General features: G+C 61.5%; 22 protein-coding genes. 11 read left to right on the top strand and 11 right to left on the bottom strand.

The window, feature by feature from the left end:
- Window positions 1-18: 18 nt before the first annotated feature.
- The 3 genes from HBO09_RS12140 to gap form a co-directional block, all read right to left on the bottom strand.
- Complete coding sequence (locus HBO09_RS12140) at window positions 19-987, bottom strand: FecR domain-containing protein (protein WP_169993748.1); 969 nt, start codon at window positions 985-987, stop codon at window positions 19-21.
- 82 nt (window positions 988-1,069) lie between these two features.
- Complete coding sequence (locus HBO09_RS12135; protein WP_169954629.1) at window positions 1,070-1,588, bottom strand: sigma-70 family RNA polymerase sigma factor; 519 nt, start codon at window positions 1,586-1,588, stop codon at window positions 1,070-1,072.
- 217 nt (window positions 1,589-1,805) lie between these two features.
- The gene (gap, locus tag HBO09_RS12130) at window positions 1,806-2,807 is read right to left on the bottom strand and encodes a type I glyceraldehyde-3-phosphate dehydrogenase (RefSeq protein ID WP_169890980.1); all 1,002 of its coding nucleotides are present in this window, start codon (window positions 2,805-2,807) and stop codon (window positions 1,806-1,808) included.
- A 221-nt stretch (window positions 2,808-3,028) separates the two neighbouring features.
- Between gap and edd the strand changes: the two genes are divergently transcribed.
- The 4 genes from edd (at window position 3,029) to HBO09_RS12110 (ending at window position 8,110) form a co-directional block, all read left to right on the top strand.
- Window positions 3,029-4,855, top strand: coding sequence for a phosphogluconate dehydratase (edd, locus tag HBO09_RS12125; RefSeq protein ID WP_146492553.1), 1,827 nt, complete (start codon window positions 3,029-3,031; stop codon window positions 4,853-4,855).
- The gene (locus HBO09_RS12120; RefSeq protein WP_169993746.1) at window positions 4,852-5,808 is read left to right on the top strand and encodes a glucokinase; all 957 of its coding nucleotides are present in this window, start codon (window positions 4,852-4,854) and stop codon (window positions 5,806-5,808) included. Before edd ends, HBO09_RS12120 begins: the two co-directional genes overlap by 4 nt.
- 126 nt (window positions 5,809-5,934) lie before the next feature.
- Window positions 5,935-6,666, top strand: a complete 732-nt coding sequence (locus HBO09_RS12115; protein WP_169993744.1) for a response regulator transcription factor — start codon at window positions 5,935-5,937, stop codon at window positions 6,664-6,666.
- Window positions 6,667-6,682: 16 nt separating this feature from the next.
- Window positions 6,683-8,110: an ATP-binding protein gene (locus tag HBO09_RS12110; protein WP_169994045.1), complete on the top strand. Its 1,428-nt coding sequence runs from the start codon at window positions 6,683-6,685 to the stop codon at window positions 8,108-8,110.
- Between the two features lie 60 nt (window positions 8,111-8,170).
- On the opposite strand, the gene HBO09_RS12105 is transcribed toward HBO09_RS12110, so the two are convergent.
- A complete protein-coding gene (locus HBO09_RS12105) occupies window positions 8,171-9,100 on the bottom strand; it encodes an AraC family transcriptional regulator (RefSeq protein WP_169993742.1) in 930 nt (309 codons plus the stop codon).
- Between the two features lie 327 nt (window positions 9,101-9,427).
- Here HBO09_RS12105 and HBO09_RS12100 point away from each other — a divergent pair, with 327 nt between their 5' ends.
- Entirely contained in the window at window positions 9,428-9,769 is a 342-nt protein-coding gene (locus HBO09_RS12100) for an antibiotic biosynthesis monooxygenase family protein (protein WP_024077189.1), read from the top strand.
- A gap of 8 nt (window positions 9,770-9,777) precedes the next feature.
- Window positions 9,778-10,059 carry a hypothetical protein gene (locus HBO09_RS12095; protein WP_169993740.1) on the top strand — a complete coding sequence of 94 codons (282 nt, stop codon included), beginning with the start codon at window positions 9,778-9,780 and terminating at the stop codon, window positions 10,057-10,059.
- A 147-nt stretch (window positions 10,060-10,206) separates the two neighbouring features.
- Here the strand turns inward: HBO09_RS12095 and HBO09_RS12090 are convergent, their stop codons facing one another.
- Window positions 10,207-10,839, bottom strand: a complete 633-nt coding sequence (locus HBO09_RS12090; protein ID WP_169993738.1) for a flavin reductase family protein — start codon at window positions 10,837-10,839, stop codon at window positions 10,207-10,209.
- Between the two features lie 185 nt (window positions 10,840-11,024).
- Between HBO09_RS12090 and HBO09_RS12085 the strand changes: the two genes are divergently transcribed.
- Complete coding sequence (locus HBO09_RS12085; RefSeq protein ID WP_169993736.1) at window positions 11,025-11,780, top strand: hypothetical protein; 756 nt, start codon at window positions 11,025-11,027, stop codon at window positions 11,778-11,780.
- Between the two features lie 65 nt (window positions 11,781-11,845).
- On the opposite strand, the gene HBO09_RS12080 is transcribed toward HBO09_RS12085, so the two are convergent.
- The 4 genes from HBO09_RS12080 to HBO09_RS12065 all read right to left on the bottom strand — a co-directional run bounded on the left by HBO09_RS12080 (window position 11,846) and on the right by HBO09_RS12065 (window position 18,492).
- Entirely contained in the window at window positions 11,846-13,165 is a 1,320-nt protein-coding gene (locus HBO09_RS12080) for an MFS transporter (RefSeq protein ID WP_029295432.1), read from the bottom strand.
- Between the two features lie 456 nt (window positions 13,166-13,621).
- The gene (locus tag HBO09_RS12075; RefSeq protein WP_169993734.1) at window positions 13,622-14,956 is read right to left on the bottom strand and encodes a sigma-54 dependent transcriptional regulator; all 1,335 of its coding nucleotides are present in this window, start codon (window positions 14,954-14,956) and stop codon (window positions 13,622-13,624) included.
- Window positions 14,950-16,716, bottom strand: a complete 1,767-nt coding sequence (locus HBO09_RS12070; protein ID WP_169993732.1) for an ATP-binding protein — start codon at window positions 16,714-16,716, stop codon at window positions 14,950-14,952. The genes HBO09_RS12075 and HBO09_RS12070 overlap by 7 nt, the downstream gene beginning before the upstream one ends.
- A 252-nt stretch (window positions 16,717-16,968) precedes the next feature.
- A complete protein-coding gene (locus tag HBO09_RS12065; RefSeq protein ID WP_169993730.1) occupies window positions 16,969-18,492 on the bottom strand; it encodes a fumarate hydratase in 1,524 nt (507 codons plus the stop codon).
- A 300-nt stretch (window positions 18,493-18,792) separates the two neighbouring features.
- Here HBO09_RS12065 and HBO09_RS12060 point away from each other — a divergent pair, with 300 nt between their 5' ends.
- Together HBO09_RS12060 and HBO09_RS12055 are read left to right on the top strand one after the other, a co-directional pair.
- Complete coding sequence (locus HBO09_RS12060; protein ID WP_169993728.1) at window positions 18,793-19,725, top strand: iron-sulfur-binding ferredoxin reductase; 933 nt, start codon at window positions 18,793-18,795, stop codon at window positions 19,723-19,725.
- Window positions 19,726-19,753: 28 nt separating this feature from the next.
- Window positions 19,754-20,503 carry an enoyl-CoA hydratase-related protein gene (locus tag HBO09_RS12055; protein WP_169993726.1) on the top strand — a complete coding sequence of 250 codons (750 nt, stop codon included), beginning with the start codon at window positions 19,754-19,756 and terminating at the stop codon, window positions 20,501-20,503.
- Window positions 20,504-20,732: 229 nt separating this feature from the next.
- Here the strand turns inward: HBO09_RS12055 and pyk are convergent, their stop codons facing one another.
- The gene (pyk, locus tag HBO09_RS12050) at window positions 20,733-22,184 is read right to left on the bottom strand and encodes a pyruvate kinase (RefSeq protein WP_169993724.1); all 1,452 of its coding nucleotides are present in this window, start codon (window positions 22,182-22,184) and stop codon (window positions 20,733-20,735) included.
- 175 nt (window positions 22,185-22,359) lie between these two features.
- Between pyk and HBO09_RS12045 the strand changes: the two genes are divergently transcribed.
- Complete coding sequence (locus HBO09_RS12045) at window positions 22,360-22,734, top strand: tetratricopeptide repeat protein (RefSeq protein ID WP_169993721.1); 375 nt, start codon at window positions 22,360-22,362, stop codon at window positions 22,732-22,734.
- A 226-nt stretch (window positions 22,735-22,960) separates the two neighbouring features.
- Window positions 22,961-23,320 carry a PilZ domain-containing protein gene (locus HBO09_RS12040; RefSeq protein WP_169993719.1) on the top strand — a complete coding sequence of 120 codons (360 nt, stop codon included), beginning with the start codon at window positions 22,961-22,963 and terminating at the stop codon, window positions 23,318-23,320.
- A 61-nt stretch (window positions 23,321-23,381) separates the two neighbouring features.
- Here the strand turns inward: HBO09_RS12040 and HBO09_RS12035 are convergent, their stop codons facing one another.
- Window positions 23,382-24,713, bottom strand: coding sequence for a DUF58 domain-containing protein (locus HBO09_RS12035; RefSeq protein WP_169993717.1), 1,332 nt, complete (start codon window positions 24,711-24,713; stop codon window positions 23,382-23,384).
- Window positions 24,714-24,716: the final 3 nt, after the last annotated feature.

The raw sequence follows: 24,716 nt of genomic DNA, 5'->3' as shown, positions 1-24,716 counted from the left end.
GAGTAAAAATAATTATTCTCAGTTGAGAATCACGAGCGCAGGGAACTCCGAGAGCTTGGCCGAGGTGATGTGGGCCAGGGAGCGCACCACGTCCAGCGGCTGGTCCAAGCGGTAGTTACCGGTCACGGCGACGCTGGCCAGTTGCTCGTTGGTGTTGACGATCCAGCCTGGGTAATAGCGCCGCAGCTCTGCCAGCACTTCGCTCATCGGGCAGTTTTCAAAGATCAGCCGGCCCTGGACCCATGCCAGTTCCTTAGTGGCATCGAGCTTGGCCGGTTGGCCGAAGCCTTTGGGGCCGACGCGGATGCTCTCGCCGGCACTCAGGCGCACCCGGTTGTTGCCGAAAGTGGTACTCAGGTCGACATCCCCGCGTTGTACCTGGACCTGCGCCTCACCGTTGAGATAACGCACGGCGAACGCGGTATCGCTGACGCTGGCGCGCACCGGGCCGGCGTCGATTTGCAGGGGCAGGCCACGGTTGGCCGCGACGTCGAAAAACGCCTCGCCCTGATACAGGCGGGCGATGCGCTGATGCTCGTCGATGGTGCTGGAAAACGCCGAGTTGGTATTGAGCAGCACCTTGGAGCCGTCATCCAGTTGCAGGCGCTGGCGCTCGCCGACCACGGTCAAGTGGTCGGCCTGTAGGCGCACCGGCAGATTGCTGAAGCTGAACAGCCCCAGCAACAGTACCGCAGCAGTGGCCAAGGGCTTCCAGTGCGGCTTGATCCGCCGCCAGGCGCTGGGCTTGCGCGGCGCATTGAGAGCCACGGCGGCGCTGTGCACCGGCGCACCGCCCCAGGCGGCCTGGGCTTTGGCGAAGGCCTGGGCGTGACTCGGGTCGGCATCCAGCCAGGCCTGGAACTCGGCTTGCTGCCCAGGCTGCGGGCACTGCAACGCGATCAGCCAGTCGAGGGCTTGGTCCATGGCCGCATGTTGCAACACCTCATGAGCCAGCTCATGGGGGTGCAGTTTGTTCGGGTCCGTCACGGTGTTCCTCGGGTCTTCGCCACGTTTTATTCAGTGTCTTGCGTATTTTTGCGACTTTTCTGTCGGCGTGTCCCGACAAAGCTTAAGGGTGATCGAGTCGTTCGGCCACACCTATGCAGATGGCCATGATCAACTTCAGTTCCTTTTGTACGGTGCTCAACGACACCTGCAACTGATCGGCGATCTCCTGATAGCTGCAGCCGTGCAGGCGGCTGAGGATAAAGATCTGCTGCTGGCGAGCGCTCAACTGCCCAAGGCTGACGCTCAGGTGCTCCAGCAGTTGCTCGGCGTGGGCGGCATCTTCAGGAGTGGTGACCGGGGAGGCGACGCTTTGCAGGACGTCCATCGGAACATCTTCCTGCAAGGTGCGGGACTGAATCCGACGCGAGCGCAGATGATCCAGAGCCAGGTTGCGCGCAGTCTGGAACACGAAGGGTTCGAGGTGATCAATCGGTCGTTCGCTGAGGGCCCGCGTCACGCGCAGGTAGGTTTCCTGCAACAGGTCCTCGGCGGTGCTGTGGTTGTTCACCATCCGCTGCAAGGTGCGCAGTAGCACCACCCGTTGGGTGAGGAAGACTTGATTGAAGCGGGATAGGCTCACAGTGGTACCGGACCGATTGGTAGTTAATGATAATGCTTATCATCAACGCAAATGGCAAGTATCACGTTGCTGCAATCTGCTCAACCCAGTAGGAGCGAGCTTGCTCGCGAAGATCGTCAACGATAACGCTGGCATCCTGAATGAGCGTGGCGCCTTTGCGTTTCTCGCGAGAAAGCTCGCTCCTACAGTGATCGGGTCGATCAGGTTTTCAGTGGGGTTATTCGGCGTTACACAGCGCCAGGCAGTTATCCAGCATACGGTTGGAGAAGCCCCATTCGTTGTCGTACCAAGCCAATACCTTGAGCAGCTTGCCGCTGGACTTGGTGTGGTTGGCATCGAAGATCGACGACAGCGGGTTATGGTTGAAGTCACTGGAAACCAGCGGCAAGGTGTTGTAACCGAGGATTTTCGAGTGTTGGCTGGCTTCTTTGAGCAGCGCGTTGACCTCATCGGCCGTGGCTTCTTTTTTCAGTTGCACGGTCAGGTCCACCAGCGACACGTTGATCACCGGCACCCGCACCGCCATGCCGGTCAGCTTGCCTGCCAGCTCCGGTAGCACCAGGCCCACTGCTTCGGCGGCGCCGGTCTTGCTCGGGATCATGTTCTGCGTGGCCGAACGGGCGCGGTACGGGTCGCTGTGGTAGACGTCGGTCAGGTTCTGGTCATTGGTGTAGGCATGAATGGTAGTCATCAGGCCACTTTCGATACCCAGTTCGCGATGCAGCACCTGGGCGACCGGCGCCAGGCAGTTGGTGGTGCAGGACGCATTGGAGATGATCTGGTGCGATTGACGCAAAATGTCATGGTTTACCCCGTAGACCACGGTCGCATCCGCGCCTTTGGCCGGGGCAGAGATGATCACCTTGCGCGCACCGGCGCTAATATGGGCGGCAGCTTTGTCACGGTCGGTGAACAGACCGGTGCATTCGAACACCACGTCGATCTTGTGCGCAGCCCACGGCAGGTCGGCGGGGTTGCGAATGGCACTCACGGCAATCCGGTCGCCATTGACGGTCAGGCTTTCCTGATCGTGGGCGACCTCTGCATCGAAAGTGCCATGGACGGTATCGTATTTGAGCAGATGGGCATTGATCGAACTGTCGCCCAGATCATTGATGGCGACGATCTGCAAATCCTGGCGGTAGCCTTGGGTATAAAGTGCGCGCAGGACGTTGCGGCCAATGCGGCCAAAACCATTGATTGCAATTCGAAGAGTCATTTGAAAGCGCCTGTCGTCGATTTGTTGTAAGAATTACAAGATTATTCGCATAAAAATAGAAAACAAGCCTTTTTAGTGGCAATATTTTGTTCAATCTACAACGAGTGACCTGAATCAACTGGTCCGATTGGTCAAGTAACTTCCTGCCAACCTCTTCGCGGCGGGCTTTTGACCAGCATAGACACTCAGGTCGCCACATCCGTTAGCCTGGAGTTCTACACATGCATCCCCGCGTACTTGAGGTCACCGAACGCCTTATCGCCCGCAGCCGGGCAACCCGTGAGGCGTACCTAGCGCTGATTCGCGGCGCGGCCAGCGACGGGCCGATGCGCGGCAAGCTGCAATGCGCCAACTTTGCCCACGGCGTGGCCGGATGCGGCACCGAAGACAAAAACAGTCTGCGAATGATGAATGCCGCCAACGTGGCAATTGTTTCGTCATATAACGACATGCTCTCGGCGCACCAGCCCTACGAACACTTCCCGGAACAGATCAAGAAAGCCCTGCGCGAGGTTGGCTCGGTCGGCCAGTTCGCCGGTGGCACCCCGGCCATGTGCGACGGCGTGACCCAGGGCGAGCCCGGTATGGAGCTGAGCCTGCTGAGCCGCGAAGTGATTGCCATGTCCACGGCGGTAGCGCTGTCCCACAACATGTTTGACGCCGCGCTGATGCTGGGGATCTGCGACAAGATCGTTCCGGGCCTGATGATGGGGGCCCTGCGTTATGGCCACCTGCCGATGATCTTCGTGCCCGGTGGGCCGATGCCGTCGGGGATCTCCAACAAGCAGAAAGCCGATGTGCGCCAGCGCTATGCCGAAGGCAAGGCCAGCCGCGAAGAGCTGCTGGAATCGGAGATGAAGTCCTACCACAGCCCCGGCACCTGCACCTTCTACGGCACCGCCAATACCAACCAGTTGCTGATGGAAGTGATGGGCCTGCACTTGCCGGGCGCCTCGTTCGTCAACCCATACACGCCGCTGCGCGATGCGCTGACCCGTGAAGCTGCGCACCAGGTCACGCGCTTGACCAAGGCCAATGGCAACTTCACGCCGATTGGCGAGATCGTCGACGAAAAATCCCTGGTCAACTCCATCGTCGCCCTCAACGCCACCGGCGGTTCGACCAACCACACTCTGCATATGCCGGCGATCGCCATGGCGGCGGGCATCATTCTTACCTGGCAGGACATGGCCGACCTCTCGGAAGTGGTGCCGACCCTGTCCCACGTCTACCCGAACGGCAAGGCTGACATCAACCACTTCCAGGCGGCGGGCGGTATGTCGTTCCTGATCCGCGAGCTGCTGGAAGCCGGGCTGCTCCACGAAGACGTCAACACCGTCGCCGGTCACGGCCTGAGCCGCTACACCCGCGAGCCGTTCCTGGTGGACGGTGAACTGGTCTGGCGCGAAGGCCCGATCGAAAGCCTCGACGAAACCATCCTGCGCCCGGTAGCCCGCGCGTTCTCCCCCGAAGGTGGCTTGCGTGTGATGCAAGGCAACCTCGGCCGTGGCGTGATGAAAGTCTCGGCGGTGGCCCTCGAACATCAAATCGTCGAAGCGCCGGCGGTAGTGTTCCAGGACCAGCAGGACCTGGCCGATGCGTTCAAGGCCGGCCAGTTGGAGAAGGATTTCGTCGCCGTGATGCGCTTTCAGGGCCCGCGTTCCAATGGCATGCCGGAGTTGCACAAGATGACGCCGTTCCTCGGCGTGCTCCAAGACCGTGGCTTCAAGGTGGCACTGGTGACAGACGGGCGCATGTCCGGCGCCTCGGGTAAGATTCCCGCCGCGATTCACGTCAGCCCCGAAGCCCAGCGCGGTGGGGCGCTGGCGCGGGTCCGGGATGGCGATATCATTCGCGTCGATGGCGTCAAAGGCACCCTGGAGCTTAAGGTGGACGCCGAAGAATTTGCAGCGCGCGCGCCTGCCACGGGCCTGTTGGGCAATAACGTGGGGGCCGGTCGCGAGCTGTTTGCATTTATGCGCCTGGCCGCAAGCTCCGCAGAGCAGGGCGCCAGCGCCTTTACCTCTGCCCTGGAGACACTTAAGTGAAGCTTGCGCTGGTTGGTGATATTGGCGGTACCAACGCCCGGTTTGCGTTGTGGCGGGACCAGGCACTGCATTCGATCCGAGTGCTGGCCACGGCGGATCACGCCAGCCCCGAGGATGCGATCAAGGTCTACCTCGCCGAGGAAGGCTTGGAGCCGGGCTCCATAGGTGCGGTGTGCCTGTCGGTCGCCGGGCCGGTAAGCGGTGATGAGTTCAAGTTCACCAACAACCACTGGCGCCTGAGCAAGGTCGCATTCTGCAAGGCCCTGCAAGTGGACGAGCTATTGCTGGTCAATGACTTCTCGGCCATGGCCCTGGGCATGACCCGCCTGCAACCCGATGAGTATCGCGTTGTGTGCGCAGGCACCCCGGAGCCATGGCGCCCGGCGGTGGTGATTGGCCCGGGAACGGGCTTGGGCGTGGGCACCTTGCTCGACCTGGGCGCTGGCCGTTGGGCAGCGTTGCCGGGGGAGGGCGGGCATGTCGACCTGCCCTTGAGCAGCCCACGGGAAACCCAGTTGTGGCAGCACATCTACAACGAGATCGGGCATGTCAGTGCTGAAACCGCCTTGAGCGGCGCCGGTTTGCCACGCCTGTACCGGGCGATCTGCGCGGTGGACGGTCACCCGGCGGTATTGGAAACCCCGGAGGCAATCACGGCGGCGGGCCTGGCAGGTGATCCGGTGGCGCTGGAGGTCCTGGATCAGTTCAGCATCTGGCTGGGCCGTGTGGCCGGCAATAACGTGCTGACCACGGGTGCCCGGGGCGGTGTGTATATCGTGGGTGGGGTGATCCCACGGTTTGCCGAGTTTTTTATCAACAGTGGCTTTGCCAAGAGTTTTGCAGACAAAGGCTGCATGAGCGACTACTTCAAGGGTATCCCGGTGTGGTTGGTGACAGCGCCGTATTCCGGGTTGACCGGGGCGGGTGTGGCATTGGAGCAGGCATTTGCGTAGGCAGTGATGGCCCCATTGCGGGCAAGCCCGCTCCCACATTTGGATGTATTCACACATCAAAGTGTGGGAGCGGGCTTGCCCGCGATGAGGCCCTAGAGAGCACCCCATAACAACAAGGAGGCCCCCGTGAGCGTAATCAGTAAATCCATTCTCCTCGTCGATGACGACGAGGAAATCCGCGAGTTGCTGCAAACCTACCTCAGTCGCGCCGGCTTCCAGGTGCGGGGCGTGCCCAATGGCGCAGGGTTTCGCCAGGCCATGGACGCGGCCCCGTGCGACCTGGTGATCCTCGACGTGATGCTGCCGGACGAAGACGGCTTCAGCCTCTGCCGCTGGGTACGCCAGCACCCGCGCCAGGCCCAGGTGCCGATCATCATGCTCACTGCCAGTTCCGACGAAGCCGACCGGGTTATCGGCCTGGAGCTGGGCGCCGACGATTACATCGGCAAACCCTTCAGCCCGCGAGAGCTGCAGGCCCGCATCAAGGCCCTGTTGCGCCGCTGCCAGTTTGGCCAGGAGCGTACCGGTGGCGATGTGCTGGTGTTCGATGAGTGGCGGCTGGATATGGTCAGTCATCGGCTGTTTCACCTCGATGGTGAGGAAGTCATCCTGTCCGGCGCCGACTTTGCCCTGCTCAAGCTGTTCCTTGATCATCCGCAGCAAATCCTTGATCGCGACACCATTGGCAACGCCACCCGTGGTCGCGACCTGATGCCCCTCGACCGAATTGTCGATATGGCTGTCAGCCGTCTGCGACAACGCCTACGCGATACCGAGAAACCTCCACGGTTGATCCGCACCGTGCGTGGCAGCGGTTACCAACTGGCGGCCAGTGTGGTTGCCAGCAATGCCCACTGAACGCCGGCGCATTCCGGTGCCGCGCTCGTTGCTGGGGCGCATGCTGCTGCTGACCCTGTTGGCGGTGCTGTTTGCCCAGGCCTTATCCAGCGTGATCTGGGTGTCGCAGTTGCGCGCTACCCAGCTTGAAGGCCTGGTCACTAGCGCCCGTAGCCTGGCCCACTCGATGACTGCAAGCGTCAGCTATTTCCGCTCGCTGCCGGTGGCTTATCGGCCGCTGGTGCTTGACCAACTGCGCAGCATGGGCGGTACGCGCTTTGTCGTGACGCTCAACGACAAGCCGCTGGATATGCAGATTTTGCCGCAAACCCCACGCAAACAGGCAGTGCTCGGTGCCGTGGATGAAGTGCTACGCCAGACCCTGGGCAGTGACGTGCACTTTTCGGTGGAGTTTGTCAGTGCCGAAGACCTGCGCATTTTCAATGCCGGGCTCAAGCTCGATGAGTTGCCACGTTCCTGGGCGCATTACGCATTGACCCTGGAACCGGTCAACCCGCCGGTGCTGGTGACGCAGATCGAGTTGGGCGCCGGCGAGTGGCTGTATATCGCCTCGTTGCTGCCCGAACCCTACACCAGCCTCGAAGAACAGGGCCTGCCCTCCCAACAGGTGTGGTTTATCGTACTGACCAGTGGCTTCCTGCTGCTGTTTATCGGTCTGCTGGTGCATTGGCAGAGCCGGCCGCTCAAGCGCCTGGCGCGGGCGGCGCGGGACCTGTCCCTGGGCGCCGACGTGGAGCCGGTGGCCGAAGGTGGCGGCAGCGAAGTGGTGGAAGTGGGGCGTGCGTTCAATGTCATGCGCGAGCGGATCAGTCGCTACCTGACCGAACGCAGCCAGTTGTTCAGCGCAATTTCCCACGACCTGCGCACCCCGATCACACGCCTGCGGCTGCGCGTGGAACTGCTGGAAGATGAAAAGCTGCAAGCCAAGTTTGGCCGTGACCTGGATGAGCTGGAGCTGCTGGTCAAGGGCGCGTTGCAGTGCGTGAAGGACACGGATATCCACGAGAACATCGAGCCGGTGGACCTCAATCATGTGCTCGACTGCCTGGTGGAGCCGTACCTGGCACCCAATGGCAATGGGCGCGTGACCCAGCACGGTCGGGCGTTGACGGCCTATCCGGGCAAGCCCCTGGCGCTCAAGCGCTGCATTGGCAACCTGATCGATAACGCCCTGAAGTACGGGCAGAACGCTCACCTGCGTATCGAAGACGATGGTGCGCAGTTCATCCTGCACGTGGATGACGAGGGGCCGGGTGTGCCGGAGCAGCGTTTGGAGCAGGTTTTCGAACCGCACTTTCGCCTGGCCGGGCAGCAGCAGGGCTATGGCCTGGGGTTGGGGATTGCCCGCAATATCGCCCACAGCCATGGCGGCGAAGTAAGCCTGCAGAATTTGCGTGAAGGTGGCCTGCGGGTGACCTTGCAACTGCCCCGATCCCAGGACTAAGCAACACCGCGTCACCCTGTAGGAGCTGGCAAGCCAGCTCCTACAGGGTGACGCGGTGGGTCAGATGTTTTGGCGTAGCCTGGCCAAGTCGCGCAACGGCGGCGCGCCAAACAATCGGCTGTATTCCCGGCTGAACTGCGACGGGCTTTCATACCCCACCCGATATCCGGCCGCCGAGGCCTCCAGGCCTTCGGCGATCATCAGCCGCCGTGCTTCCTGCAGGCGTAGCTGTTTCTGGTACTGCAGCGGGCTCATGGCGGTGATGGCCTTGAAGCGGTGGTGCAGGGTCGACACGCTCAGATTCACTTCCTTGGCCAGGTCGTCGATGCGCAGCGGTTGTTCGTAGTTTCCGTTCAACCAGGTGATCGCACGGCTGACCCGATGGCTCTGACTATTGGCCACGGCAATTTCGTACAGGCGATAGCCCTGTGGCCCGCGCAGCAGGCGGTAGAGAATTTCGCGATTGATCAACGGCGCCAACATCGCGATGTCTTTGGGCGTATCCAACAGGCGTGCCAGGCGCAGTACCGCATCGAGCAGTTGGGTGTCGATCCGGTCGACATACATCCCGCGCGATGTCGGGCGCGTAGGCACGCCCATCGGGCCGGCTTCGGCAATCAACGCGGTCAGTTGCGCCGGGTCGATATTGATCCGTACTGACAGGTTGGGGTCTTCGGGCGTGGCATCGATGATCCGCCCGGCCACTGGCATCGCGACCGAGAACACCAGGTAGTTGAGTGGGTCGTAGGCAAAGATTTCGTCGGCCAGGCGCACCTCTTTGCTGCCGTTGGCGAGGATGCACAGGGCGGGCTCCACCAGCACTGGCATGAAGTCGCGCGGCGTGTTGTGGCGGTTCAGGTACAACGAGGTGATCGCCGTGCCGTAGGAACCGTCCTCCCAGGTATGCCTGCGCACGATACCGGCCAGCTCGGCGCGCTGTTTTTCCATCTCGGCATCGAGGGGAATGGACTGTTGTTCGGGCGACGACATGGGGCGTCCTCTGCATGCTTCTTTGATCGGCACAGCTTAGCGGTGCCTGTTCCAGTGGTGTTAGGCCGATTCTGCACAATCCTTGCCTGATCCTGCGGCGCGTCTTGAATCAGGCAAGCGCACGGCCTGTCATCTCCCTGAAACAAGGCGCCTGTCCATGAAATAAAGCCTGGCGCCACAGCGTCTCTCTAGGTTTCTGGCAGGATTGTGCAATAAGCCGGCAGAAATCGACTAACCGAGCAGAGGCTCGCGCCCGTATCTTTGACCGTGTGGCAGCACGCCCCCACAGTGCTTGCCGAGCATCACTTCTCAACGGGAGAGTCGAACATGTCCACCCCCATTCCCGCGAGCCATATGGCCTTTATCCGCGCCCGCAGCGGGTGCAGCACCGAACTGGGTGCACGCTTGAGCAGTTTGATCGAACCGGGCCGCCAGGCTCAGGGTTGCCTGCAATTCTCGTTGCAGCATTCCCAGGTTGACCCCGATGTATGGCTGGTCTCAGGTTTCTGGAGCAGCGAACAGGCGATGAGCGCCTACTTCAGCTCGCCGGCGCTGATGCTGTTTACCGAGCTGTTGAACGACATGGTCGTGCGCAGCATGGACTTCCAGACCTTCACCGACGCATCCGCCGCCAATGCCTACGGCGAGTACCTGCAATTGGCCGGTTAGGGTTTAGAATGGCCGACTTTCCATTGGCCAGGACCTGCAACATGGCACGTAAAGAGTTTGCCCACCACGAAGCTGTTTCCGCCCTGGTGCGTGAAGACCAAGGGGGCTATAGCGCCGCCATCGCCGTCAAGGCACTGGATGGCATGAGCGCACCGCGCTTTCACAAGATCCTTGATGGCCAACTGTTCAAGACTGCCGACGACGCTGACGATGCAGCGGCCCAGCAACTGGAGCGCTTGATCGATATCGATCAAGAGGGCCAACTGGCCTGGGCGACCGCAACAAACTAGAGAACACCACCGACCCAGCTATGGGAGCGGGTTTTGTGTGGGAGCGGGCTTGCTCGCGAAAGCGTTGTGTCAGCCAACCAATTTGGTACTGATCCACCGCTTTCGCGAGCAAGCCCGCTCCCACATTTTTAATTGCATTCCATCCAATCAGGGTTTGTTAGCACCCGGGCGGTACATCTTGAACAGCGCTTCCGGGCCCAACTGGAAGTAATCCGCCGGCCCACCACCTCGCAGAATCGGCTCGGCAGCCGCCGTGTCGTATACCCCATCCTTGAGCAGCCACTTGGCGATATGCACCGCGACCACTTCGCCGAGCACCAGCCAGCTAGGCACCAGCTCCTTATCGGCCCGTTGCAGCTGAATGATCTGCGTCACCTTGCACTCGAACGACACCGGGCTTTCGCCCACTCGGGGCACGGCAATCACCTTGGACGCCACCGGCGTCAACCCGGCCAGTTCAAACTCGTTGACCTCGGGGGACACGGCGGCGCAGCTCTGGTTCATCTGCTCGGCCAGTGGGCGCGTGGCCAGGTTCCAGACAAATTCGCCGGTCTGCTCAATGTTGTTCAGGCTGTCTTTGCGCCCGACGCTGGAAAAACCAATGATCGGTGGAATGTAGTTGAAGGCGTTGAAAAAACTGTAGGGCGCCAGGTTCAGGCGGCCTTCGTTGTCCTGGGACGAAATCCAGCCAATCGGTCGCGGGCCGACGATGGCGTTGAACGGGTCATGGGGCAGGCCGTGGCCGTTGGCGGGTTCATAGAAATGGATGTCGTCGTGCATGGACGGGGTTCCTGCGGCGGGAAAAGCGCAATAGTGCAGGCCCAAGGGCAGGATTTCTAGCGAGCGTATGGAATTTTCATCCAGTGCCCACCTATTTTTCACAGCTGTACGGCCAGTCTTCACGCCAGGTCGATACCCCCCCATGAGTCGGCCTTTAGAGACTGAACTCTGGAGCCTTCTGCACAATGAACAAACTTCCTCAGATTACCCTGGCGTTCTGGGTCATGAAGATCTGTGCGACCACCCTTGGCGAAACCGCTGGGGACTTGTTGTCGATGACTCTGAGCGTCGGCTATGCCATCAGTTCGATGATCCTGCTCAGCGTGTTCCTGATCACGTTACTGACGCAGTTATGGTCGAAAACCTACAACCCGGTGCTGTACTGGATCGTGATTCTGTCGACGAGCACGGCGGGCACCACCATGTCCGATTTTATGGACCGCACCCTGGGCCTGGGGTACGCCTCCGGCTCGATGATCCTGATTGTGCTGTTGTTGATGGTCTTCGCCGTTTGGTACTTGAGCGGCAATTCGCTGAACGTGAACAAGGTGCAGACCCCGCGTGGCGAGCTGTTCTACTGGATCGCGATCCTGCTCTCCAACACTCTGGGCACGGCGTTGGGCGACTTCCTGGCCGACGACTCGGGCTTAGGCTTTGCCGGCGGTGCCATGTTGATCGGCGCAAGCATCCTGCTGGTGGTGGCGCTCAAGTACTGCACGACAGTTTCGTCGGTGGTGTTGTTCTGGATAGCGTTTGTCTTGACCCGACCCTTTGGCGCGACCCTCGGCGACTTCCTGACCAAACCCCATGAAAAGGGCGGCCTGGACTTTGGCACGGTGGGCTCGTCGGCGGTGCTGGCGGCGGTGCTGGTGGTGATGATCGCCGGGGCCTGGTATGTACAGCGCCGGGACAACCGCCAGCCGCTGGCTGAGCTGTCCTGATAGAGGATGAAAAAAGGGGCCATGTCATTGCATGACATGGCCCCTTTTCTATACCTGGCGAACGGTCAGTCCGTGGTAATCCGCGAGTGTTTGCGGGTGTCTTTCATGGTGATGTAGACCAGCAGCGACACGGCAATACACGCGGTCACGTACCAGTAGTAGCCGGTTTCCATGCCGATGCTCTTGAACCACAGTGCGATGTATTCGGCGGTGCCGCCGAAGATCGACACGGTCAGTGCGTAAGGCAGGCCTACACCCAGTGCGCGGATTTCGGTCGGGAACAGTTCGGCTTTCACCACGGCGTTGATCGAGGTGTAGCCGCTGACGATGATCAGTGCCGCCATGATCAGGAAGAACGCGCCCCACCAGGTCTGGACGGTGTGCAGGGTGGTGAGGATCGGCACGGTGAACAGCGTCCCGAGGATGCCGAACGCGATCAGGATCGGCCGGCGACCGACCTTGTCCGACAGGCCGCCGACAATCGGCTGCAGGCACATGAACAGGAAAAGCGTGGCCGCAGAAATAGTGGTGGAGTCGGAGATGCTCATGCCGACGGTGTTCACCAGGTACTTCTGCATGTAGGTGGTGTAGGTGTAGAAGGCTAGGGTGCCGCCCATGGTCAGGCCGACCACGGTCATCAGTTCCTTGGGATGGCGCATCAAGGTGCGCATGGCGCTTTCCTTGGCTTTTTCCTTCTTGGTGAACGATTCGGTTTCTTCCATGCCGCGTCGCAGGTACAGCGCCACCACCGCACACAGGGCGCCGATGGCGAACGGGATACGCCAGCCCCAGGCATACAGTTCTTCGGTGGTGAGCAATTGTTGCAGCACGATCAATACGGCCAGGGCGATGAGCTGGCCAGAGATCAGGGTCACGTACTGGAAGCTGGAGTAGAAACCACGACGTTCCTTGGTCGCCATCTCGCTGAGGTAAGTGGCGGAGGTGCCGTATTCGCCGCCCACCGACAGGCCCTGCAGCAAACGGGCAAATACCAGCAGGATCGGCGCGCCGATACCGATGATTTCATAGCCCGGGCTCAGGGCAATCAGCAATGAGCCGAAGCACATCAGGTAGACCGAGGCCATCAGGGCTTTTTTACGCCCGACTTTGTCAGCGTACAGGCCCATCAACCAGCCGCCGATCGGGCGCATCAGGAAGCCCACGGCGAAGATCGCAGCGGTATTGAGCAGTTGGGCAGTGGTGTCGCCCTTTGGGAAGAAGGTTTTTGCGAAGTACAGCGAGAAGGCCGCGTAGACGTACCAGTCGTACCACTCGACCATGTTGCCGACCGATCCGCTGAAGATCGACTTGATCCGGCTGGAGGTGGTGCGTTCTTTTGCCGGCACGGCGGCCGACCCCAGAGGCAGGGAGTTGGAGTTATCCATTGAAGGATCCTTCATGTCATTGTTTTTGTGGAGCGCGCGTCAGCGCAGCCTGGCGCAAGCTATAGCAGGAGCTGTGCCAAGCCGGGTGAGGCCCGGTCTAGAAGGGGTGGGGGATTTTTTTGAGCGGAAAGCCGCTGATTATTTTTGGGTGGTGAGCGGAAATCCGCTTATGGCGACTGTCCTTGTCGCAGCATCGGTATCTACACAACCTCAGAAACTGACGAACTCCCCTGTGGCGAGCGGGCTTGTCGGAACGCCGCATCGCCCGCGCTGGGCTGCGGAGCAGCCCCAAATCAGCCTCCACGATGTATCTAATACGGCGCACTCGGCTTACTGGGGCTGCTTCGCAGCCCAGCGCGGGCGATGCGGCGTTCCGACAAGCCCGCTCGCCACAGGGGAGGTCGTCAGTTTCTGAAAGTTGTGTAGATAGCAGCGATGAGGCCCTCAGCAGCCCCCTCAGTCCATCGACATAAACATTTCCCGGGTCAGCCCATGGCGCTGCATCTTCTCATTGAACGTACGCCTTGGCAGTTGCAGCTCGGCCAGCACCGCCTTGATATCGCCCTTGTGCCGGGTCAACGCGGCTTTCAAGCAGTGAGCCTCAAAGGCTTCCTGCTGCGCCGCCAGGGATTGCCCTGCCTCGATACCTTCCGGTTCCGGCTCGCCCAGACCCAGCACCTGGCGTTCGGCAACGTTGGCCAGTTCGCGCACGTTGCCGGGCCAGTCATGGCTGAGCAGTCGCCCCAGTTGCGGCCCGCTGAGTGGTGCGGCTTCGCGGCCCAGGCGTTCGGCGGCGCTCTGGGCAAAGTGTTCGAACAGCAGCGGGATATCTTCGCGGCGTTCGCGCAGTGGTGGCAGGCGCAGTTGCGCCACGGTCAGGCGGTAGGCCAGGTCCTCACGGAAACGGCCGGCACGGGCTTCGTCCAGCAGGTCGGGCTTGGTCGCGGCAATGATGCGCAGGTCGACCTTGATGCTCTGGTTCGAGCCCAGGCGCTCCAGCGTCTGCTCCTGCAATACCCGCAGCAGTTTCACCTGCTGGGCCAGGGGCATGCTTTCGATCTCGTCGAGAAACAACGTACCGCCGTTGGCATACTCCAGTTTGCCGATGCGCTTGCCCTGGGCGCCGGTGAAGGCGCCGCTTTCATGGCCGAACAACTCGGCTTCAAACAGTTGCTCGGGAATCGCGGCGCAGTTGAGCGCGACAAAAGGTTTTTTTGCCCGTGGCCCGAAGTCATGCAGGCAGCGAGCGACCAGTTCCTTGCCGCTGCCGGTCTCGCCACGGATCAGCACGTTGACCGGCAGGGCCGCCAAATCCAGGACCTGGCGGCGCAGTGTCTGCAGGCTGCGGGACACCCCCAGCAGGCTCGACTCCAGCTTGGCCCGATGATCGGCCTGTTGGTGCAGGCGGCGGTTTTCCAGGATCAGCCCGCGCTTGTCCAGGGCCCGGCGCAGGCTGGCGAGCAGGGCGTCGGGGCTGAAGGGTTTTTCCAGAAAGTCGTAGGCGCCGTCGCGCATCGCTTCGACGGCCATCGGCACGTCACCGTGGCCGGTCAGCAGGATCACCGGCAAGCCGGCATCGCGCCGTTGCACCTCGGCCAGCAACTCCAGGCCGCTGAGGCCCGGCATGCGCACATCGCTGAGAATCACCCCGGGAAAATCCCTGGGCAGTTGCGCCAGGCAGTCCTCGGCGCGGCTGAACAACTGCACCTCGAACCCCGAGAGGTTCAGCCACTGCTCCACGGCCGTGCGGATGCTGGCCTCGTCATCAACCACGATCACCGCGTTCAGCATAGGTCTGGCGCCTCCAGTGCGATGGGCAGGGTCAGGGTGAATACGGCGCCGTCGCCGTGATTGGCAACACTCAGGCGTCCGCCCAGTTCATGCACGATAGCGTAGGACACCGCCAACCCGAGTCCGAGCCCGTCACCCACCGGCTTGGTGGTGAAAAACGGGTCGAACACGTTATTCAGGTGCTCCTCGGCAATGCCACCGCCGCTGTCGCTGACGCTCAGGTGCCACAGTTGTTGATCGGCGTGCAGGCGGATTTCCAGGCGTTTGCGCGGTTTGTTGGCCATGGCGTCCAGGGCATTGCGCAGCAGGTTGATCAGCACCTGTTCCAGGCGAATGGCATCGCCGCGGACCCAGGCCGGGCGGGTCAGGTCGAGCACGGTGGCGACGGCTTCGTCACGCAGGCGGGCGTCGAGCAAGTGCAGGGACTGGTCGACCACGGTCGCCAGGTCCAGGCGTTCGCGCAGGCCGCTGGGGCTTTTGCGGGCGAAGGTTTTCAGATGGCCAGTCAGGGCGGCCATGCGGGTGAGCATATCGTCCAATGGCGTCAGCGCTTGGTACGCGTCGTCGATGCGCCCGTGATCGAGCAGCAGGCGCAAGGTTGCCAGTTGCATGCGCTGGGTGGTCAGCGGCTGGTTGATTTCATGGGCCAGGGCCGCAGACATCTGCCCCAGCGCCGCCAGCTTGGCCGATTGCACCAGGCCATCCTGGGCGGTGCGCAGGGCCTGGGTACGCTCTTGCACCAGGCGCTCCAGTTCTTCGCGGCTGCGCTGGCGCAAGCGGGCCAGGCGCCAGCGCTGGGTCAGGAACAACAGCAGGAACACCAGCGCCAACCACAGGCCGGCGGCGGCGAGGCCAGCGTTGCGCTGATCCTCAAAGGCCACCTGGGGTTTGCGCAGCAGGTGCAGGGTCCAGCCTTCAGCTTTGAGCGGCAGGGATTCCCAGATGTAGTTGGCGGTGCCTTCGGGGCCGGCCACGCGGACCAGGTGACTGTTTTCGTCGAAGCGCTGCAAGGTCTGGGTATCCAGGGGCAGCAGTTGTTTCTTGTCGTATTGACGCGTGGCCTTGAGTTCGGCTAGGTCGTTGGCCGACAGCGCGCGCAGGTTGCGGTAGCGCCATCCGGGTTTATTGGCGATAAACACGATGCCCCGGGCATCGCTGACCAGCAGCAGGTCATCGCCCTGGGCCCATTCGCGTTCCAACTCCGGGAACTCCAGCTTCACTACCATGGCGCCGAGGAACTGATTCTGCTCATCCACCACGGCGCTGGAGAGGAAATACCCCGGAATCCCGGTGGTCACCCCCACCGCATAAAAACGCCCGGTGCCCTGGCTGCGGGTCTGGCTGAAGTAGGGACGAAACGCATAGTTGTGGCCGACATAACTGCTGGGCAAGCGCCAGTTACTGGCAGCCACGGCCAGGCCGGTACGGTCCATCAATTCCAGGGTGGAAGACTGCGCGGCACCGTTGATGCGCTCCAGTTTGTGATTGAGCACCTCCTGGGTCGTCGGATCCAGCGGGCTTTTCAGGGCGCGGATCATTTCCGAGTCCAGGGCCAGCACGGCGGGCAGGGCGCGGTAGCGTTCGATCAGGGTGTGCAAGGAGTTGGCATATAGCGCCAACTGCTGGTTCGCACGCCCGGCATCGTCCACCAGGGACTGGCGTTCGGCCTGGCGGATGGCGACTGCGGCAGCCAAGACGGCGCCGGCAATAATCAGCAGGGAGTAGAAGGTCAAACGCAATGGGCGAGGGATCGCGATCATACGAGAATGAACAGCTGCAGTAGGGGGCGAGCACCATAACATGTGCCGCTTGGATCTTGTGGCGAGCGGGCTTGTGTGGGAGCGGGCTTGCCCGCGATGCAGGCGCCTCGGTGTATCAGTAACACCAAGGTGAGGCCATCGCGGGCAAGCCCGCTCCCACATAAGCCCGCTCGCTGCGACAAAATCACCAGACACAAAAAAGGCGACTGCGGCATGGAGCCACAGTCGCCTTTTATCCTTGCAGGGAGGTGCTTACTGCACTTCTACCGCCAGGCTCTCACTGATCTTTTTCTGCCAGATGGCAGGGCCAGTGATGTGGACCGACTCGCCGTTGCTGTCGACAGCCACAGTGACCGGCATGTCCTTGACGTCGAACTCGTAGATCGCTTCCATGCCCAGTTCGGCGAAGGCCACCACACGCGACTTCTTGATGGCTTGCGCCACCAGGTAGGCGGCGCCGCCCACGGCCATCAGGTACACAGCCTTCTGGTCCTTGATCGCTTCGATGGCGGTCGGGCCGCGCTCGGATTTGCCGATCATGCCCAACAGGCCCGTCTGCTCGAGGATCTGGCGGGTGAACTTGTCCATCCGCGTAGCGGTGGTCGGGCCAGCCGGGCCAACCACTTCTTCGCGCACCGGATCGACCGGGCCGACGTAGTAGATAAAGCGACCCTTGAGGTCCACCGGCAGGGTTTCACCCTTGTTCAGCATCTCGACCATGCGCTTGTGCGCCGCGTCGCGACCGGTGAGCATCTTGCCGTTGAGCAGCACGGTTTCGCCCGGTTTCCAGCTCTGCACGTCTTCCGGGGTCAGGGTGTCAAGGTTGACGCGGCGGGCCGACGGGCCGGCCTCCCAGACGATTTCCGGGTAGGCGTCCAGCGGCGGCGCTTCCAGCGAGGCCGGGCCCGAACCGTCGAGCACGAAGTGTGCGTGACGGGTGGCGGCGCAGTTGGGGATCATGCACACCGGCAACGAGGCGGCGTGGGTCGGGTAATCCATGATCTTCACGTCGAGCACGGTGGTCAGGCCACCCAGGCCCTGGGCGCCGATCCCCAGTTGGTTGACCTTCTCGAACAGCTCCAGGCGCATCTCTTCGATACGGTTGGAAGGGCCGCGCTTTTTCAGCTCATGGATGTCGATGGATTCCATCAACACTTCCTTGGCCATGACGGCGGCTTTCTCGGCGGTGCCGCCGATACCAATGCCGAGCATGCCCGGTGGGCACCAGCCGGCGCCCATGGTCGGAACGGTCTTGAGGACCCAGTCGACGATCGAGTCGGACGGGTTGAGCATGGCCATTTTCGACTTGTTCTCGGAACCACCGCCTTTGGCGGCCACGTCCACTTCCACGGTGTTACCCGGGACGATGGAGTAGTGGATTACCGCTGGGGTGTTGTCCTTGGTGTTCTTCCTGCTACCTGCCGGGTCGGCGAGGATCGAGGCCCGCAGGACGTTTTCCGGCAGGTTGTAGGCGCGACGCACGCCTTCGTTGATCATATCGTCCAGGCCCATGGTGGCGCCATCCCAACGTACATCCATGCCTACGCGCACGAACACGGTAACGATCCCGGTGTCCTGGCAGATCGGGCGGTGGCCGGTGGCACACATGCGCGAGTTGATCAGGATCTGGGCCATGGAGTCACGGGCAGCTGGCGATTCTTCGCGCAGGTAGGCCTCGTGCATCGCCTGGATGAAGTCAACGGGGTGGTAGTAGGAAATGAATTGCAGGGCGTCGGCAACGCTCTGAATCAGGTCGTCTTGCTTGATCACGGTCATGAGTCGCGCTCCTCTATAAGGGAACATTCAATAAAGGTGGCTTCAGATGGGTGCATCGGTCGCTGGAGCCACCCTTTCCAAGGCACGCCGGGTAGTGCTGGCGCGACGCTAAAAAGGCGCGGCAGTATAACCCGGTGCGGTGGCCGATACACCCGACGATGGTCATGAATGGCTGGCTCGATTGAGTTGTAGGAGCGAGCTTGCTAGCGAAAAACGTGAATCTGGTGGGTTTCGTCAGGCAGCCCGCGTTATCGTTAGCGACATTCGCGAGCCAGCTCGCTCCTACAGTTGAAGAGTTTTATGCCTGAACTGCACGTCGGCGCACGCCACTGGTCGGTCTCCACCGGCAGCAATCTGCTGGATGCCTTGAACCAGGCCGGGGTGGCCGTGCCCTACAGCTGTCGGGCGGGCAGTTGCCATGCCTGTCTGGTGCGTTGCCGGGGTGAGGTCGAGGACCAGCAACCTGACGCCCTGAGCCCGGCCCAGCGCCAGGATGGCTGGCGCCTGGCCTGCCAATGCCTGGTCACGGGTGATGTGCAGGTTGAGGCCTTTGATCCGTTGCGCGACGGCACGGCGGCCACGGTACTGAGCGCGGACTGGTTGCACCCGACGGTGCTGCGTCTGCGCCTGCAACCGGAGCGGGGCCTGCGTTACCGGGCCGGGCAGCATTTGGTGTTATGGGCGGGTACGGTGGCGCGGCCTTACTCCCTGGCCAGCTTGCCTGGGGAAGATCCGTTCCTGGAGTTCCATCTCGATTGCCGCCTGCCCGGCGAGTTCAGCGATCTTGCCCGGCGGCTACAGGCTGGTGATCAACTGCGTCTGGGCCAATTGCGCGGCGGGGCGTTGCACTACGACCCCGACTGGCAATCCCGGCCACTGTGGCTGCTGGCCTCCGGCACCGGCCTGGGCCCGTTGTGGGGGGTATTGCGCGAAGCGTTGCGCCAGGATCACCAGGGCGCCATCCGCGTGATTCACCTGGCCCATGATACGCACGCCCATTATCTGGCCGAGCCCCTGGCCCAGCTTGCTGCCCGCCATGAAAACCTCACCGTCGAGCTGTGGACAGCGGCGCAGTTGGCCGGCGCTTTGGCGCAACTGCGGCTTGTTTCCCGGCAAACCCTGGCTTTACTCTGCGGGCACCCCAGCAGTGTCGAGGCCTTTTCCAAGCGCCTGTTCCTGGCTGGCTTGCCGCGCAATCAACTGCTGGCCGATGTTTTTCTGCCTCGTGGTTGAGCGCTGATGTCTATCTGCGAGACTCACCATGACCGAAGCCATCCTGCTGCAACGTGACCGTGGGTTGCTGATCCTGCAGCTCAACCGCCCCGACAAGAAAAATGCCCTGACTCGCGCCATGTACCACCACTTGGCGACGGCGCTGGAGCAAGCCGATGCGGACAACACGGTCAATGCCGTGCTGCTGCAGGGCAGCAGTACGTGTTTTACCGCCGGCAACGATATCGGCGACTTCTTGCAGCAACCGCCCACGGACCTGGACAGCCCCCCGTTCCTCTTTATGAAAAGCCTGCTGAACTGCCGCAAACCGGTGATTGCCGCTGTGGCCGGCGCTGCTGTGGGCATTGGTACCACGCTGTTACTGCATTGCGACCTGGTGTATGTCAGCCGTGATGCCCGGTTGCGCATGCCGTTCGTCAACTTGGGACTGTGCCCGGAATTTGGCTCCAGCCTGATCCTGCCGCGCTTGCTCGGGCATGCGAAAGCCGCTGAGTTGCTGCTGTTGGGCGAAGGGTTCAGTGGGGAGCAGGCTGCGCAGTGGGGCATTGCCACGCAAGCGCTGGACAGTGGTGAAGCAGCCTTGGCCAAGGCGCGGGAGGTAGCTGAACGCTTCGAGACCCTGGCGCCGGGCGCGGTGCAGATCAGCAAGCAGTTGATGAAGAGTGTTGACCGCGAACAGTTGCGCCAGGTGATTGAGGAGGAGGGCGCATTGTTTACCCAGCGGTTGAGGTCGCCGGAGGCGATTGCGGCGTTGTCGGGGTTTATTGCCCGGCGCTGATGACGCTTTCGCGGGCATAGGTATCTACACAATTTTGCTGCATCGCATAAAGCCAAGCAGATAGGGCTGTTGTGGCAAGCCCGCTCGCCACGGGGGAGTTCGTCAGTTTCTGAAAGTTGTGTAGATACCTATGCCGCGATGAGGTCGGTCCAGTCAGCACATCACCATGATCTGAACAGCAAAAAGCCCCGGCACTCACATGCCAGGGCTTTTGCTTTCAGCGGGTCACTCAGACCATCTTGTCGCCAACGTGCAGGATCTTCATGCCGTTGGTGCCGCCGATGGTGTGGTAGCTGTCACCCTTGGTCAGGATCACCCAATCGCCTTTCTCCACCACGCCACGCTTGAGCAGTTCGTCGATGGCTGCCTGGCTGACTTGCTCAGGCGGCAGCGACGCCGGATCGAATGGTACGGTGTACACGCCACGGAACATGGCCGCGCGGGCCTGGGTTTCGCGGTGCGGAGAGAACGCGTAGATCGGGATCGAGGAGCGGATGCGCGACATGATCAACGGGGTGTAGCCACTTTCGGTCAGGGCGATGATCGCCTTCACGCCCGGGAAGTGGTTGGCGGTGTACATGGCGGCCAGGGCGATGCTCTGGTCGCAGCTTTCGAACACCTTGCCGATGCGGTGGCTGGAGGTCTTGCTGGTCGGGTGCTTTTCAGCGCCGACGCAGATCCGCGCCATGGCCTGGACCGCTTCCAGCGGGTACGGGCCGGCAGCACTTTCGGCCGAGAGCATCACGGCGTCGGTGTAGTCGAGCACGGCGTTGGCCACGTCGGACACTTCGGCACGGGTCGGCATCGGGTTCTGGATCATCGACTCCATCATCTGGGTCGCAACGATCACCGCTTTATTGTGGCGGCGTGCGTGCAGGATGATTTTCTTCTGGATGCCGATCAGTTCAGCGTCACCGATTTCCACGCCGAGGTCGCCACGGGCAACCATCACGGCGTCGGACGCCTTGATCAGGCCGTCGAGGGTTTCGTCGTCGGCCACGGCTTCAGCGCGCTCGATCTTCGCCACCAGCCAGGCAGTACCGCCGGCTTCGTCGCGCAGTTGGCGGGCGTATTCCATGTCGGCAGCGTCGCGTGGGAAGGACACGGCGAGGTAGTCCACTTCCATTTCGGCGGCGAGCTTGATGTCAGCCTTGTCTTTCTCGGTCAGGGCCGGTGCAGTCAGGCCGCCACCGCGACGGTTGATGCCTTTGTGGTCGGACAACGGGCCACCGATGATCACGGTGCAGTTCAGCTCGGTGACGGTGGCGGTGTCGACACGCATGACCACACGGCCGTCGTCCAGCAGCAGTTCGTCGCCGACGCCGCAGTCTTTCACCAGGTCCGGGTAGTCGATACCCACGACCTGCTGGTTGCCTTCGGTCAGCGGATGGCTGGTGGAGAAGGTGAATTTGTCACCAATCTTCAGCTCGATACGCTTGTTGGCGAATTTGGCGATACGGATCTTCGGACCTTGCAGGTCACCCAGCAGCGCGACGAAGCGGCCATGCTTGGCGGCGAGGTCACGTACCAGCTTGGCGCGAGCCTTGTGCTCGTCCGGGGTGCCGTGGGAGAAGTTCAGACGGGCAACGTCCAGGCCAGCCAGAATCAGCTGTTCGAGGACTTCCGGCGAGTTACTGGCCGGGCCAAGGGTGGCGACGATTTTGGTACGACGGACGGACATGCACGGACTCCTGAGTTCTAGCGCTGGGGAAGGCTACTATGCTCTTTGGCTGTAGTCATTGTTCGTTTGCACTACTTATTGTCGATTCGCTTGTTTTCACTCTATGACGCCTACGAACAACCTTGAAGATTTTCGCCCAAGGGTCGATACACTGCTCAAGACAGGAGAACACCCCATGCGAGTTTTGATCATTGCTGCCCTGGCCGTCAGTGTTGTCGGCTGCACCCGTTGGTCGATGGACCATCATTTGAACAATGCCTACCGGGCGTACAACGTCGGTGACTGCGAACGGGTCACCCTGGAATTGTCCCAGGTCGACCGTGAGAGCCGCTCGCGTCGTTATGTGCAACCGGAAGTCTCGATGCTGCGTGGGCAATGCCTGGAGCGGCAGAAGTTGTTTGTGGACGCGGTGCAGACCTATCAGTTCATCATCAGCCAGTACCCGTCGAGCGAATACGCGTTCCGCGCTCGTGCACGCCTGGATACGCTGCAACAACTGGGGCATTACCCAGGTGTAAGCCCTGCACGAGCAAGGCCAGCCGCTTTGTGATGGCGCCTATCATTTCATAGCTGGCCTCTTGCCAGAGATGGGCTATCCTTTCGATGTCTGTTTGTACAACTTTCAATTCAAACAGATACAGTTTCCGGATTCGGCGGCGGTAAAGTGATAGGGCAGAGGCTGTTGCCCCACCGAGATCCAAGGAGAGTGGGGTGTTGTTGGTAACGCTCCGGCCCGAATCACTGAACGGTCAGAATAATGGCCATTGGATGGCATCATGTTTACCAATCGACGGATTGAGCGGCATCAGTTGCCCTGTTGTTTGCAGGTGTTCAACCGCTTCACGGACAAACCCATCGGTTATCTGGGGAACATCTCCAGTGAGGGCCTGATGCTGGTCAGTCAGCTACCGATGATGATCAACGTGGATTTCGAGCTGTGCTTGAAAATCCCCGGGCTCGAGGGGGATGTGCATGTAATCGACTTCATTGCCAAGTGCCTGTGGAGCCGTGAAGACGTCAACCCTCAGCATTATGATTCGGGTTTCACGCTGTTACAGGCACCTGCCGAGTACGGGCAATTGATCCTTGCGTTGTCGCAGTACTTCAGTTTTGCTCCCCAGCAGGCTTCGGCCTAGCGCGACGACAGTTGTTGGCCACGTGCTGATCGTTGAACGGATACCTGTACCAGGTACACCTTCATAGCACGCCGCCTTTTTTCCAACCCAGATAGCGCGTTACCAGATCCGCACCCAAATCCGACGGGTGAGCATCCAGGACGGCGAGGCCCTGTGCCTTCAGGCGGTCATGGAGTTCTTCGCGGGCGTTGAGATAGTCGACGCCGCCACAGTAGGCCAGCGCTTCCGGCAGGGTTTGCACGGGGGCCTGGCGCAGGTGATCCAGCACTTCTTCGCGCAGGCTTGCCACCAAGACCCGATGCTGGCGGCTGATGCGCTTGACCGCAGTCAGCAGATCCTCGTCGTCTTCATCACGCAGGTTGGTCACGACTATCACCAGCGCCCGACGTTTCTGACGAGCCAGTAACTGATTGGCTGCGGCCTGGTAATCGGACGCGCGCCGGGTGCTGTCCAGGTCGTATACGGCGTTGAGCAACTGGTTCAACTGGCCGCTGCCCTTGACTGGAGCCAAGTAGCGCGGCTGGTCGCAAGCGAAGGTACACAGGCCCACCGCATCGCCCTGGCGCAAGGCCACGTAGCTGAGCAGCAGGCAGGCGTTGAGGGCGTGGTCGAAATGCGACAGTTCGCCGTCCTGGCTGCGCATCCGCCGTCCGCAATCGAGCATGAAGACAATCTGCTGGTCGCGCTCATCCTGGTATTCCCGGGCGATCGGTGTGCGTTGCCGTGCCGTGGCTTTCCAGTCGATCTGACGCAGGCTGTCCCCCTCGCGAAACTCACGCAGTTGGTGAAACTCCAGGCCCAGGCCGCGACGCTGGCGCTGGCGTACACCCAGTTGGCTGAGCCAGTTGTCTACCGCCAACAATTGCGCACCGTACAGGCGCGCAAAGTCCGGATAGACCCGGGTGGCATCCTTGAGCGGCAGTTGGCGTTTTGCGGTCCATAACCCAAGAGGGCTGGGGAGGTGCACCTCACAACACTCAAAGCTGAAGTGTCCGCGGCTCAAGGGGCGCAGGCGGTAGCCCAGCTCGCTGTGTTCGCCGGGGCGCAGGGCGATGGGCTGTGGCAGGTTTTGCACGCTCAACCCATCTGGTACGTGATCAAACACCTCCACGGCCAGGGGTTGTGCATAGTCATGCTCCAGGGTAATCCGCACCTCGCTCCAGCGTCCTAGCGCCAGGCTGCCCGGCATCTGCCGCCGCAGGCGTGGCGAAGGGCGGCGTTTGAGGCGGACAGCATCGAGCAATGCGAGCAAAAGCAGCGCCAGCAGCAGGCCCCAGGCCACGGAGTGCAGGGCGACCGGCACCTTGAGTTGCAGGGCCATGGCCGTTCCGAGGGCGATGCCCAGACCCAGCAGCACCGCGAGCCAGATGAGCAACAGGCGAGTGGGTCTCATGGG

The sequence above is a fragment of the Pseudomonas sp. WS 5027 genome (assembly GCF_012985695.1).
Taxonomy (GTDB): Bacteria; Pseudomonadota; Gammaproteobacteria; order Pseudomonadales; family Pseudomonadaceae; genus Aquipseudomonas; species Aquipseudomonas hygromyciniae.
This window is presented reverse-complemented; position numbering and strand designations above follow the sequence as displayed.